Origin of the sequence: Rhodopirellula bahusiensis (assembly GCF_002727185.1) — a bacterium.
GTDB lineage: Bacteria > Planctomycetota > Planctomycetia > Pirellulales > Pirellulaceae > Rhodopirellula > Rhodopirellula bahusiensis.
In genome coordinates this window covers 141,321-154,348 of record NZ_NIZW01000003.1, presented here as the reverse complement: position 1 = coordinate 154,348, position 13,028 = coordinate 141,321, and the positions used below count along the sequence as shown (strand labels likewise).

The 13,028-nt window shown below is 56.1% G+C and carries 13 protein-coding genes; 6 read left to right on the top strand and 7 right to left on the bottom strand.

The features are described from left to right. Nucleotides 1–68: 68 nt before the first annotated feature. Together CEE69_RS06010 and CEE69_RS06005 are read left to right on the top strand one after the other, a co-directional pair. Complete coding sequence (locus CEE69_RS06010; RefSeq protein WP_233214899.1) at nucleotides 69–620, top strand: sigma-70 family RNA polymerase sigma factor; 552 nt, start codon at nucleotides 69–71, stop codon at nucleotides 618–620. Next, nucleotides 617–1,993 carry a FecR domain-containing protein gene (locus CEE69_RS06005; protein ID WP_099259829.1) on the top strand — a complete coding sequence of 459 codons (1,377 nt, stop codon included), beginning with the start codon at nucleotides 617–619 and terminating at the stop codon, nucleotides 1,991–1,993. The genes CEE69_RS06010 and CEE69_RS06005 overlap by 4 nt, the downstream gene beginning before the upstream one ends. Before the next feature lie 18 nt (nucleotides 1,994–2,011). Here the strand turns inward: CEE69_RS06005 and CEE69_RS06000 are convergent, their stop codons facing one another. The 3 genes from CEE69_RS06000 to CEE69_RS05990 all read right to left on the bottom strand — a co-directional run bounded on the left by CEE69_RS06000 (nucleotide 2,012) and on the right by CEE69_RS05990 (nucleotide 4,218). Continuing rightward, complete coding sequence (locus tag CEE69_RS06000; protein ID WP_099259944.1) at nucleotides 2,012–2,989, bottom strand: alpha/beta fold hydrolase; 978 nt, start codon at nucleotides 2,987–2,989, stop codon at nucleotides 2,012–2,014. A gap of 115 nt (nucleotides 2,990–3,104) precedes the next feature. Then, nucleotides 3,105–3,575, bottom strand: coding sequence for a nuclear transport factor 2 family protein (locus CEE69_RS05995; RefSeq protein WP_099259828.1), 471 nt, complete (start codon nucleotides 3,573–3,575; stop codon nucleotides 3,105–3,107). 49 nt (nucleotides 3,576–3,624) lie between these two features. Next, nucleotides 3,625–4,218: a carboxymuconolactone decarboxylase family protein gene (locus tag CEE69_RS05990; protein ID WP_008672844.1), complete on the bottom strand. Its 594-nt coding sequence runs from the start codon at nucleotides 4,216–4,218 to the stop codon at nucleotides 3,625–3,627. Nucleotides 4,219–4,441: 223 nt separating this feature from the next. Here CEE69_RS05990 and CEE69_RS05985 point away from each other — a divergent pair, with 223 nt between their 5' ends. Continuing rightward, nucleotides 4,442–6,049, top strand: coding sequence for a sigma-54-dependent Fis family transcriptional regulator (locus CEE69_RS05985; RefSeq protein ID WP_199169803.1), 1,608 nt, complete (start codon nucleotides 4,442–4,444; stop codon nucleotides 6,047–6,049). Between the two features lie 53 nt (nucleotides 6,050–6,102). Here CEE69_RS05985 and CEE69_RS05980 read toward each other — a convergent pair whose 3' ends face one another. Both CEE69_RS05980 and CEE69_RS05975 read right to left on the bottom strand, forming a co-directional pair. Further along, nucleotides 6,103–6,909, bottom strand: coding sequence for an SDR family NAD(P)-dependent oxidoreductase (locus tag CEE69_RS05980; protein ID WP_099259826.1), 807 nt, complete (start codon nucleotides 6,907–6,909; stop codon nucleotides 6,103–6,105). Nucleotides 6,910–7,086: 177 nt separating this feature from the next. Next, on the bottom strand, nucleotides 7,087–7,473 hold the full coding sequence (locus CEE69_RS05975) for a winged helix-turn-helix transcriptional regulator (RefSeq protein WP_008672847.1): 387 nt from the start codon (nucleotides 7,471–7,473) through the stop codon (nucleotides 7,087–7,089). Nucleotides 7,474–7,626: 153 nt separating this feature from the next. Here CEE69_RS05975 and CEE69_RS05970 point away from each other — a divergent pair, with 153 nt between their 5' ends. From CEE69_RS05970 to CEE69_RS05960, 3 genes are all read left to right on the top strand, one after another. Next, nucleotides 7,627–8,613, top strand: a complete 987-nt coding sequence (locus CEE69_RS05970; protein ID WP_099259825.1) for a zinc-dependent alcohol dehydrogenase family protein — start codon at nucleotides 7,627–7,629, stop codon at nucleotides 8,611–8,613. A gap of 144 nt (nucleotides 8,614–8,757) precedes the next feature. Then, the gene (locus CEE69_RS05965) at nucleotides 8,758–9,681 is read left to right on the top strand and encodes an LLM class oxidoreductase (protein WP_099259943.1); all 924 of its coding nucleotides are present in this window, start codon (nucleotides 8,758–8,760) and stop codon (nucleotides 9,679–9,681) included. Then, nucleotides 9,681–10,487, top strand: a complete 807-nt coding sequence (locus tag CEE69_RS05960; protein WP_099259824.1) for an SDR family NAD(P)-dependent oxidoreductase — start codon at nucleotides 9,681–9,683, stop codon at nucleotides 10,485–10,487. The genes CEE69_RS05965 and CEE69_RS05960 overlap by 1 nt, the downstream gene beginning before the upstream one ends. Nucleotides 10,488–10,567: 80 nt before the next feature. On the opposite strand, the gene CEE69_RS05955 is transcribed toward CEE69_RS05960, so the two are convergent. Together CEE69_RS05955 and CEE69_RS05950 are read right to left on the bottom strand one after the other, a co-directional pair. After that, entirely contained in the window at nucleotides 10,568–11,644 is a 1,077-nt protein-coding gene (locus tag CEE69_RS05955; RefSeq protein ID WP_099259823.1) for an SDR family oxidoreductase, read from the bottom strand. After that, nucleotides 11,644–13,017 (bottom strand): alkyl/aryl-sulfatase, encoded by a 1,374-nt coding sequence (locus tag CEE69_RS05950; RefSeq protein WP_099259822.1) that lies wholly within the window; start codon nucleotides 13,015–13,017, stop codon nucleotides 11,644–11,646. The genes CEE69_RS05955 and CEE69_RS05950 overlap by 1 nt, the downstream gene beginning before the upstream one ends. Nucleotides 13,018–13,028: the final 11 nt, after the last annotated feature.

Below are 13,028 nucleotides of genomic sequence, written 5' to 3'. Positions count from 1 at the left end.
CAGACGGCTATTTCCCTCCGACGCCATCCCGATACTCGCCCGCACGTCGAATTCACGGAACCCAACGCATGACCGACTCCGACGCTTCGATCACCGGCCCCGTTGATCGCACCGAAGAATTCGTTCGCCTGCTTGGCCACACCCGTCGGCATCGTTTTGCTTACCTGATGAGCTTGATGAATGACCGAAATGACGTCGAAGAAGTCCTGCAAGAAACCGATTTGGTACTATGGCGAAAGTTTGATAACTTCGAACTGGGAACCAACTTCACGGCTTGGTCGTGCCGCGTTGCATTCAATCAGATGAGAGCGTGGCGGCAGAAACAGCACCGAAGTCGATTGCAGTTTTCAAACGAATTTCTCGATGCCGTCGCAACCCAACTGGACACACAAACAGAACGATACGACCAGCGTTTGGAAACACTGCGTGCCTGCGTCCGTTCCTTGCCCGATCGTCACCAGCAACTGATTCAGCAGCGGTACACCGACGGCGACAAAATCGAATCGATCGCCGCTCGAACCGATCGATCCCTCGACGCGATCTATCGCATGCTCAGCCGCATTCATGATTCACTGCGAGATTGCGTGTCTCGCAAAATGGAGGCTGGCCTGACGTCATGAACGACTCCAACCAAAAACGATTCCTGGAATTGCGAGACGCGGCTCTCGACGGTCGCGCCACCCAAGAGGAAATTCGCGAACTCGAATCCATCGCGATGGCGTCCCCCGAACGACTCCGCGAATTTGCTGAGGCGGCTGCGATCCATGGCGAACTGTGTTTGCTGGGCATCGAGGCTCGCGAACAACAACCGACCGCGAATCCAGTAACTCGCGAAACAAAGGGTTCCCGAACCTGGCGAGGCATCACCTGGGCGATGGCCTTGGCCGCTTCCGTTCTGGTGGCGACCGCCCTTTGGAATCACAACGCCAACCCAGCGGATTCCAACGAAACCTTTGCGGTGCTGGAAACAACTGTCGAATGTCTGTGGCAGACGTCGACCGTGCCGCTCGCGGAAGGACAACGACTCGGCGTCGGACACTTGCGATTGGCCAGCGGGTTTGCGTCGCTGCGTTTTGACAACGAAACCCAATTGGACCTGGAAGGCCCCGCCGACCTGCAAATCCTCGATCCAATGCACTGCCGTCTCGCCAGTGGAACCGCAGTCGTCACCGTCCGCGATGGCTTGCGAGGATTCGTGGTCGACACTCCGACTGGCCGCCTGACCGATCAAGGAACCAGCTTCGGCGTGTCGGTCAAATCCGATGGAGCCTCCGTGGTCGAGGTTTTCGATGGACGCGTCGATCTCGAAGTTCGGGAAACAGGCGAAACGCGAAGCCTGACCCAACAAACATCGGCGTGGTTGTTGTCCCAGCAAATCTTGTCACCCAATGAATACCGTCTGCCTTCAACAAACGACGCTCGCCGGCTGACACAAATCTTCACCTCTCAAGGCGACGGCGGGGACGTCTGGATTCAACGCGACCCTGAAAACCGAAAGGGCCCCGAAGATCTGTTGCTCGTCAAAAAGTCCGATGAACTGATTGAGTTCGATCGCCAGATCCGCCTGCGGTTTGACTTCCGCGGCCTGGCTGACCAGCCGATCGAGCGAGCCGCTTTGCAGCTAACCGCGGTTCCTTCGGGAATCGGATTCGCATCGCGAACTCCCGACTCAACGTTCTCGGTCTACGGACGCTCCCTCCCGAACGAAGCACCACCGCTTTCACCCAACACCGTTCCTTGGTTGGATCTGGAAACCGAAACCAGTGACTGGTCTTTGGTGGATCGTTTTGTGATCCCCAAAGGCAGCCAATCGGAATCCCACACCATCGAGTCCGCGTCGCTCAACGATCTTGTGAACCAACACCGCAGCGACATCATTGAACTCGTGATCGTCCGCGACACACCGGAGACAATGGGCGGGGGATTGGTTCACGCCTTCGCCAGTTCGCGACATGAATCCATCCCCGGCCCCACCCTGCGAGTCTGGCAGTAAGAGCCTCGTCGCGAAATGTTAGTGCACGTGCTGTCCCAGGAAACGCCGCATGTGATTCGCGATCACGTCACCGTCTTCTTCCAGTGCGAAGTGACCGGTATCAAGCAAGTGCAGCTCCGCATTCTTCAGATCGCGTTGATAGGGGTATGCACCTTCGGCAGGAAAGATCGCGTCGTTCTTCCCCCATACGATCAACGTCGGCGGTTGATGCTTGCGCAGGTAAGCTTGCCACTGAGGATACAACGGTGGATTGCTGCCATAGCTGTGGAACATTTCCAGTTGTATCTCATCGTTCCCAGGACGATCGAGCAATGGTTGAACATGTCCCCAGTTGTCAGGGCTGATCGTCGCGACGTTGCGGACGCCATTGGTGAATTGCCACTTGGTCGCATCAAGCGTCAACATCGAACGAAGTGCCTCCCGATTCTCTGATGATCGTTCTTTCCACAACGCTTTCACGGGAATCCAAAACGGGTTGTCGATGCCTTCTTCATAGGCGTTTCCATTCTGAACGATCAGCGTTTGAACTCGTTCTGGATGTGCCGTCGCTAGTCGGAATCCGACCGGGGCACCGTAGTCCATCACGTACAACGAGTATCGCTCCAGCTTCAGTCGTTCGGTGAAAACTTGAATCACGCGAGCCACGTTGTCGAACGTGTACTCAAACTCGTCGACCGACGGAGCCGAACTGTATCCGAACCCGGGATAGTCCGGTGCGACCACGTGATAACGATCCGCCAAAGCTGGAATCAAGTTTCGAAACATGTGGGACGAGGTCGGAAACCCATGCAACAGCAACACGGTGGGGGCATCTTTCGGCCCCGCTTCTCGGTAAAAGATCTCCAAATCGTCGATCTGCATCGTGCGATGCATGACCTGTGAATCCGCCGCAACGTGCGAGTGGTCTTCTGCGGTTGCGGTCGTAGCGATGGGACCGGAAGAAGCCACGACGATGGCTGTTCCGATGACCGCGTGGGTGAGTGATTGAATTTTCATGATTCGATATGTCGAGTTGATTGGATGAGTGGTCGGATGGATGTTCAATCGTCTGTTCGTTCGCCAAATGCCCTCGCGGAAACGGTGTTCACGCGAGGGCAAGTGATTGGCGGCTTCACTTCACGAGTTCTTCCAACCCCGGATCGTCCGATGGTCGGACGCCCAAGGGCCAATGAAACTTTCGCTCAGAGACATCGATCGCATGGTCGTTGATGCTGGCTTCACGACGCCGCATCAAACCATCGGGATCAAATTCCCAGTTCTCATTTCCATAGGCACGAAACCAACTTCCGGCTTCGGTTTGGTACTCGTACTGGAATCGAACGGCGATTCGATTTTCAGAGAACGCCCACAATTGCTTTGCGAGTCGATACTCCTTTTCCAACGTCCACTTTCCAGACAAAAAGTGAACGATTTGATCGCGTCCCCGCAGGAACACATCCCGGTTCCGCCATTCGCTGTCGATGGAATACGCCAGCGAAACTCGCTGCGGATCCCGCGAGTTCCATGCGTCTTCCGCCGCACGCACTTTTTGCATAGCGGACTCACGCGTGAAGGGCGGCCGGATGTCAGCTGGGCTTGCCATGTTGGTTCTCCATTGTTTCTAGCGCACCGCTTGGTTATTTCGCTTCGCGTTAAGCGACGCTGCAAGCTTCACTGTGGCAACCGCACGACTCCGTTGCCGAATCATCCGACAACTTTTCAGCCGCCGGAAAATCAACTTCGGTTTGAGCGACATGGTTGAGGTAGTTGGTCAAGATGTTGAGGGAAACGTTGGCAACCGTTTCAGCGATCTCCGCATCCGTCACCCCCGCTTCGCGAGCGGTCGTGACATCGGTGTCGGACACCAACCCGCGTTTCGCGACAACTTGATTTGCAAACGCCAGAATGGCTCCGGCCTTGGCGTCATCCGCTTTGCCACGACGAGCGTCGAGAATCTCAGACGCGGTCAGGCCCGACATCTTGCCGAGCGCGGTGTGAGCGCTGAGGCAGTAGTCACATGAGTTTGCTTGGCCAACCGCCAAGGCAATTCGCTCGCGTTCTTTGGCGGTCAGTTCACCGCCCGCGAGAGCTCCACTGAACTTCAAATACGCATCCAAGACAGCGGCTGAATTGGCCATCACACGCATCAGGTTCGGCGTCATCCCAAGCTTGGATTGGACGGCGTCGAGCAACTCTTTGGCTTTGCCGGTCGCGTCAGCGGGATTCACAGTTTCGATTCGGGACATGGTTGGACTCCATTAGGATCCGAGTGGTTTGGAAAGCACCGACAACAATCGTCGGTTTCGAATCTCCCTTAGGCACGAACCGTGCCAAACAATCCAAACAAAACCTAAGTCACTAACATAGAACAACTTACAAACCACACGCCAAGCAAAACCGCGTCACGAAATCTCGTGGATCCACGAATTTCCGTTGCGAAACCACGAGTTTTCGTGCATTCTGGGCTCCATGATTGAGCAACGAATTCCGCTGATCCGCGACCACAAAGAACTGTTGTTGGCGATGCCTCAACAGCGAAGCGTCGCCGACGTTTTACGATTGGTCGTCGATCACCTTGCCAGCTCACACGCGGTGGCCTTGGCTCGCATTTGGTTGATCCATCCGGGCGAAGGTTGTCCCACGTGCCCGATGCAATCGGAGTGCCCCGACCAAACCGAATGCCTTCACTTGGTGGCCAGTGCGGGAACGTCGGTCGTGGATCCCAACACGGACCTCAGCCGCATCGATGGTTCCTTTCGTCGGTTCCCACTGGGCGTGCGGAAAGTCGGACGCATCGCCGCTACCGGGACTCCGCTGGAAGTTCCCAATATCGATGGCGATCCCGATTGGTTGGTGCATCGCGATTGGGCCCTGCAAGAAAGCATCCTTGGTTTTGGAGGCCAACCGCTGGTTCACCGCGGCAAGGTGCTGGGTGTACTCAGCGTCTTCGCTCGCACCACGATCGGTGATGCCTGCTTTGATTGGTTGCGAATGATTGCGGATCACGTTGCCTCGGCCATCGCCAACGCGCGGGCCTGGGAAGAAATCGAAACCCTTCGCGGACGCTTGGAACTTGAAAACGATTACTTGCAAGAGGAGCTTCGTGGGGAAGCATTCGGTGAGATGATCGGGCAGAGCGATGCGTTGCAAACCGTCGCGCAACAAATTCGTTTGGTCGCACCCACCGACTCGACCGTGTTGGTGATGGGCGAAAGTGGCACCGGCAAGGAACTGGTCGCGCGTGAGATCCATGCTCGCTCCTCGCGTCGCGAACACCCGCTGATCAAAGTCAACTGCGCAGCCATCCCGCGTGAGCTGTACGAAAGCGAGTTCTTTGGACACACCAAGGGCAGCTTCACCGGTGCGTTGCGAGATCGCATCGGTCGTTTTGAACTGGCCGATGGTGGCACCTTGTTTCTCGATGAGATTGGTGAGATCCCCCTGGATCTGCAAAGCAAACTGCTGCGGGTTCTGCAGGAAGGCGAGTTGGAACGCGTCGGCGAAGAACGGACTCGCGAAGTGGACGTTCGAATCATCGCCGCCACCAATCGAGATCTAAAGGCTGAAGCGGAAGCCGGCAAATTCAGACTGGATCTTTACTATCGACTCAGTGTGTTTCCAATCGATTTGCCACCGCTCCGCAATCGAAAAGACGATCTCCCTCTGCTGGCCGATCATCTCCTCACGATTCTTTCCCGACGACTTGGCAAGCCGACACCGAGACTCACACGAGCCAACGCCAATGAACTTCAGCGTTATGACTGGCCCGGCAACATTCGCGAATTGCAACACGTGCTCGAACGTGCATTGATCACGTCCCCGCCCGGAAAACTCAAACTGAATCTCGCGTCGCAACCCGACATCGAATCAAAAAAGACTGCTCTTGTTCAGTCGAATGAAACAGACGAGATCATGACCGCCGTCGAGCTCCGCTTGTTCGAAGCCAACAACATCCGCAAAGCACTGCAAGCGTGTGGCGGCAAAGTCTATGGCGACACGGGTGCCGCCGCTCTTCTCGGCATGAAGCCAACCACCCTTGCATCACGAATCAAATCGCTCGGCATCGCATCTTCGTGAAATGCATGGACCGTTCTCGTGTTCGGGCGATTGCGGGCTGTCGCTCGATTTCGCTAACAATGCATCACGCAACCGCCATCCACGTTGATGGTTTGGCCGGTCACTTCTTTGGCTCGTTCTGACGAGAGGAACACGATCATCGCGGCAACGTCTTCGCTGGTTTGCCAACGGGCGAGCGGAATCACGTTCTTGATCTTTTGATCCGTCCAGTCTTCGTAGGAAAGTCGATCTTGTGGTGGGGCGCCGTCATACCAAGCCTGCCAAACCGAACGGTTCAGAGCCGTCTTCACCATCCCGGGGCAAACCGTGTTCACCCGAACATTGTGCGGTGCCAAGTCTTTGGCCATGCACTGAGCAAAGTTGATGTTGGCTGCTTTGCTGGCACTGTAGGGCGGATCGGTCTGCGATCCCATCTGTCCCGCGATGGAGGCCAGAAACACAAACGTGCCCGATCGTTGAGCAACCATGGGAGGAGCCAAAGCCGCAGCAACATTTGCCATTCCGATGACGTTGACCTCCAGAGTTCGTTTCCATTCACTCGGGGCGACGCGGGTGAACGGGAAGCCAAACTTCCCCGACCCGATCGCAGCGCAGTGCACCACATGATCCAGACGCCCGTGCTGGTCGAGGCAGCATCCGACCGCCTGTTCAACTTGTTGTTCATCGACGATATCGACAACCTGCGTGCCGACGTTCACGCCATGCTCTCGCAATTCGCCGGCTGCTTCTTCGACATTGGGCGAGACATCCCAAAGCTGAATCGAACAACCTTCTTCCGCAAACAGCCTCGCGGTCGCCAACCCAATCCCGCTGGCGCCACCCGTGACCAAAGCGGTGTTGCCGCTCAATTTCAAATCCATCTCTGTTGTCCTGGGAATGATCGGAAGAAGAGTACGGTGTTCAGGAAAGCGGAAGGATTCGTTGCCTCATCCACTACGGTTGCAACCGAAAGTAGCCGAGCTACAAACATCGCCCGCATTCAACCTGAGTTCATGCCGTGACAAAACTCATGGAGATGCATTCAGGGAAAACGTCGGTCACGACGCTTCCACAGCTTTGCGATTTTCGCGTTCCTGCAGCAGTTGCAATGCGTGAGCTTCGCCCCACTTCTTCAGCGTCAGCAACACGGGCGTGAGCGACTCACCCTCTTCCGTCAATTCGTATTCGACTCGCGGTGGCACCTCGGCGTAGACGATCCGATTGACCAACCCGCTGTCCTCCAATTCGCGAAGTTGCTTGGTCAGCATTCTCTGCGTGACACAGCCGACCTTCCGTTTGAGAACGCTGAATCGGAGGCGTCCGTCGACCATCAAATAGTAAAGCACGATGCCCTTCCATTTGCCTCCAATCAGTTCCAGCGTTGCCTCGACGGGACAAGCTGGCAATTCGTAGCTCGAATGCCGGGCTTTTCCATTGGTATCCATTATGTGCCTATGTGCCTTAAAAGTGCGTTCTTGCCGATTTGGCATCTACTCCTATTATCACACCGTACTAACAAACAAACAGTCACGCGACCGCGAAAACAACGAAATCGTGCGATTGCGTCCGAGCCACTCTCGATTCAAAGGAAACCAATCATGAAAGCCATGCTGATCAAGAACTACGGTGAAAACGCAGCCTTCGAGGCATCCGAAGTCGATCAACCCAAAGTCAAACCGGGGCACGTCCTGGTCAAGATTGCCGCTTCGAGCGTGAACACGGTCGACACGATGATTCGCAAAATGGGAAAGGACCTTCCTTTGTCGCCACCCGCCCCAGCCATTCTTGGAATGGACTTTGCCGGAACCGTCGAAGCTGTCGGCGAAGGTGTGCAGAACTATTCCGTCGGCGACGAAGTCTATGGCTGCGCCGGCGGGCTGGCAGATCTGCCGGGCACCTTGGCAGATTACATCGTGGCCGATGCGGACTTGATCGCTCACAAGGCGAAGAACCTGTCGATGAAGGAAGCCGCGGCGTTGCCACTCGTTGCAATCACCGCATACGAAGGCCTGCTTCGAGCCGGCATCCAAGCGGGCCAGAGAGTCCTCGTGCATGGAGGATCAGGCGGCGTGGGCCATGTCGCGTTGCAATTGGCCAAGCACTTTGGAGCGGATGTCTATTCCACCGGCGGCGGTGACAAACAACTTGCACTGATTGAAAAGCTGGGTGCGACGGGCATCAACTACAAAACCGAATCGGTCGAGCAATACGTTGCCAAGCACACCGAGGGAGCCGGATTCGATGTGGTGTTTGATTCCGTCGGAGGAGCCAACCTGACCAACTCGTTCGAAGCCGCTGCCCTCAACGGACAAATCGCGACGACGGTGTCTTTATGCGAACTGGACCTCACGCCAGCTCACTTCAAAGGCTTGTCTTTGCACATCGTCTTCATGCTGATTCCGATGCTGCACAATCACAAACGATCTGATCACGGCGACATCCTTCGCAATCTGACTGAGATCGCTGAATCGGGTGCCCTGACTCCCATCCTCGATGAAACCAATTTCTCCTTGGAAGAAGCAGGCGAAGCCTACGCGAGACTGGAAAGCGGCAGAGCCATGGGCAAAGTCGTCATCGAAAACTGAAGCGTCATGTTGACTGACGTCGGCCGTAGGAAGCATCGCGAACACACGGCTTTCCAATCCTCTTGATCGATCGAAAGTGAGATGTCCTCGGCAACCACCCCCGACACCGTTGAATTCCAATCCATCAACCGTGGCTACAACAGCGTGTTCCATGTGAACCGACTGAGCCTCGGATTGGTGGTCCCAATTGAAACCTACGGTGATGGGCCTGTCCCGGAGATGCACCGACACATCGAACGCGTTCAGCTCGCCGAAAAGCTAGGCTTCTCGGCGGTTTGGTTGCGTGATGTTCCGTTCAATGTTCCGGCTTTTGGGGATGCTGGCCAGACCTATGATCCATTCGTGTATCTTGGAATGTTGTCTGGGATGACCGAACGGATTGCATTGGGTGTTGCCAGCATCGTTTTGCCTCTGCGACATCCGGCTCACGTCGCCAAAGCTGCCGCCACGGCGGATGTGCTGTCCGGAGGCCGACTGATCCTCGGCGTGGCTTCCGGCGATCGTCCCGAGGAGTATCCCGCGATCGACGCCCCGTTTGCCGATCGAGGTGCGAACTTTCGTGAATCCTACCGATACATCCGCAAGATGAGCGATTCGTGGCCGCGTTTCGACAACCAACGCGGCCGGCTTCGCGGCGAAATGGACATGCTTCCCAAGCCAGTCTCGGGCAAGCTTCCGTTGCTGATCACGGGCAGTAGTCAACAGAGCCCCGAGTGGCTGGCCGCTCACGGAGATGGCTGGATGACTTACCTAAGATCTGCCGAATCGCAGGCACGAGTCATTCAGGATTGGCGACAACGAATGCAAGCCATCGGGCGTCGCAACCAACCTGTTTTGCAACCGCTCTACATCGACCTCACCGAAAACCCCGACACCCCGCCCACGCCGATTCATCTGGGATTGCGAATGGGCATCCATCCGCTTCGCGACTACCTGCGATCACGCCAGGAAATGGGTGTCAATCACATTGCCTTGAACCTGCGATTCAACCAAGCCGATATCGAGTCGACCTTGAAAAGAATTGCCGACGAACTTCTTCCCGAATTCCAACACAAAGCGAGAGACTGATGAAACGTATTCTGATCACTGGAGCAACGGATGGCATTGGTCTGGAAACCGCCAAGAGTTTGGTGTCGCTCGGCCATCATGTTTTGATCCATGGACGCAGTGCCGCGAAACTGGAACAAGTCCTGAAAACTTTGCGTTCGCTTTCCGATGACGCATCGATTGAAAGCTACGTGGCTGATCTATCAAACATGAACGAAGTGGAAGCGTTCGCCGATGCGGTGTCCGCCAAGCACGACCATCTCGATGTGCTGATCAACAACGCGGGCGTTTTCTCAACATCCGATCCGTTGACACCGGAAGGACTCGACGTCCGATTCGTGGTCAACACGATCGCTCCTTACCTGCTGACCAAACGTCTTCTGCCGTTGATGGATTCAACCGGACGCGTGATCAATCTTTCTTCCGCTGCTCAGTCACCGGTGGCGATGGATGCGTTTCGCGGCGAGCGACTGCTGAGCGATGGCGAAGCGTACGCACAAAGCAAACTCGCCCTCACCATGTGGTCACGTGCGTTGGCGGATTCACTTGGTCAAGACGGCCCGGCCGTCGTCTCGGTCAACCCAGGCTCTTTGCTCGCCAGCAAAATGGTGCAGAAGGCTTTCGGGGTCCCAGGCAAAGACATCAGCATCGGATCGAAGATCCTCACCCGCGCCGCTCTCGACGACGAATTCGCGAATGCTTCCGGGCAGTACTACAACAACGATGCTGGGGAATTTGGGCCGCCGCATGCCGATGCTCTGGATGCGGAAAAGAACGCCCAAATCATCCGGGCGATCGAAGAACCGCTTGCCAAGCAACTCCACTGAAAAATGGTACACGAGTCACCAAGAAGCCAATGGTGCGGCGCTGCATCGCATCGCCGTGCCTCATCAACCGTCGGGCCAGATCAGTGCTTTCCCGACGGTTCCTTGCTGAAACGTTCGCCCCAAAGCTCATCACGGCTAGGCGGCACAATGCCGGGGCGATTTGGGTTGCAGTACAGCAGTCGATGCACAGCCGATTCACTGCCGCCAAACTGCTTGGCCATTCGGTAGTGCCATTCCGGATCGGTCGGCACCAGCTCATCGTCAGCTGGCCAAGGATCGAACGGTTCAAACCCGATCGCATCCGCTAGCTTGGATGAATCCATCGTCACGTCACCGGCACGCGGCGGCATCGGCCCGGCTTCCACCCGCGGGCATCCTTGCAGGCAATCGGGATCATAACCACCCACGACGCTAACAATTTGTGCGATCTGGTACAGACTCAACCGCCGTGTTCCACCGGCATGAAAAGTCCCTTCGATGGGGCGTGCCAACAGCCGAGCGAACAACCGATTCATGCAGTCGGTGTAGGTCGGCGTTCGGGATTCGTCGATGTACAGCGTGGCCGGCTTGGACTGTTTGAAACGCGACGAAATCCAGTCGATGGCTCCAGCATGCCCGCTGAAACTGATCCCCATCGGCAACGAAATTCGCAGCAGGCACGCGTCCGGTCTCAAGCGACGCACGGCCTGTTCCGCCTCGACCATCTTCGCCCCATACACCGTGACGGGATCGGGCGGATCATGTTCGCGGTACGCCCGATCCTCGCGACCGGCGTAGACCAAATCGATGGACAAATGAATGATCTGCGCGTCGTAGCGAACCGCCGCACGGATCAAGTTTTCCGTGCTGGTAACATTGACGCGATGAGCCATGGCCGGATCCAACTCACACGACTTCAACCGGCAGCTTCCGCCACAGTTCAACAAGCTTGCGAATCGGTACTTTTCCCACAACGCATCCACCTGCTGCGCGTCCTCGACATCGCAAGCCACGACTCCTTCCCCAATCAACGGCCACATCGATGGCTGACGAATGCCGATGACCTGATCACCGTACAACGACCGAAAGTAGTGCAACGCGTTGTACCCTGGCACACCAGCAATGCCGGTGATCAACATGGGAAGCGGTGGCGGCGGACTCACAAGATGCGGGCTCATTATTTCGCGGCGGCTTCTTCACGAAGTTCGCGAGCAACGGTGAGGTAGTAGTTTCTCGCAGTGGCGTTGACCATTCCGCCAGCAAGTTTGCTCAACGCATCGGCTTTCAGCACTTTCGCATCGGCCGAATCACCGTCGATCGCCAACAGATGATCGGCAAGCTGTGCTGCCCATTGGTTGTCATCGTCAGCCAACGCAGCTTTCGCGACAGCGAACAGTTTGTCAGGCCCTCCGGCCAGTTGGGCGACTCGTTCGGCTTCCGCTCGCGGTGACAAACGAAACAAGTTCGATGGGTTGCCGTCGTACCAGCCAAAGTATCCGTTGAAGACACTGCGGACTCCCCATTCAGGATGCCCGTAGAAGGGCTGCAAGTAATCTTTGCTGGCTAGGTTTTCCGGCAACTGGACGTAGCCGACCAATTCGTCTGGCGTCATTCCTTGGTTCATTCCCTCGACGGTTTTGTCATGAATGAACTGAACGGCATCGCGGTAGTCTTCCAAGACTTGCTTGACTTTGCTGGCTCCGAGGATCGGTTTGGTGTGACCACCGACCAACACATCCGCATCGTTGGCCGCTAACTTGCCAAGACTCTCCGCCCACAAACGCACGCTGCGATTGGGAGTCCCACGGATGGCATACAAATTCGGAAACGATCGGTAGAAATTGTCACCGGCGAACAACGCCTTTCCAGCGGGATACCAGACGAACAACTGATCGTTGGTCTCGCCAGGAGACGAAACCAGTTCAAGTTCGACACCTGCAATCTCGATCGTTTGACGGTCCTCTTCCAAAAAGTGAGTCGGCTTGGTGTCCGCTCGCGATGCGAAAGCTTGCCCGCCTAGTTTGGGATAACGAACGGGTGCAACGCCGTTGTTGATACGTTGTTCGCGTGGCAGCTTGAAACCAGCCTGACGTGCACCTCGAACGCTTTGAAACTTCACCCCACCAGCCACCAACGGTTGGGCTTCACTGCCGAAGTTTTTGTGAGCCCAGATCTGTGGTCGCTCTTCCCCAAAGAACGCTGCCGCTCCGTTCGTGTGATCGCCGTGGGAGTGCGTGAAAACAATCCCCTTGACCGGTTTGTCGCTGAACTTGCGAAACTCAGTCACGATCCGGTTGGCATCGTCCAGCGAAATGCCTGTGTCGATGATCACGACTCCATCGTCGCCCTCGATCATCGTGACATTTGAAACACTGTATCCCACCGCGATGTAGACGTTGTCGGAAACATGAACGATCTCTTCTTCGAACTGCTTGGATTGCTGCATCAACTTTGCCGTCGCTGCGTTCTCCTGAGCGACCACGGGTGCGGCCCCAAGCAAGACCAGCGCTAGCAATTTCGCAGCAAACAGTGCGTTTCGTGTTCGATTCATCGGACTTTTCT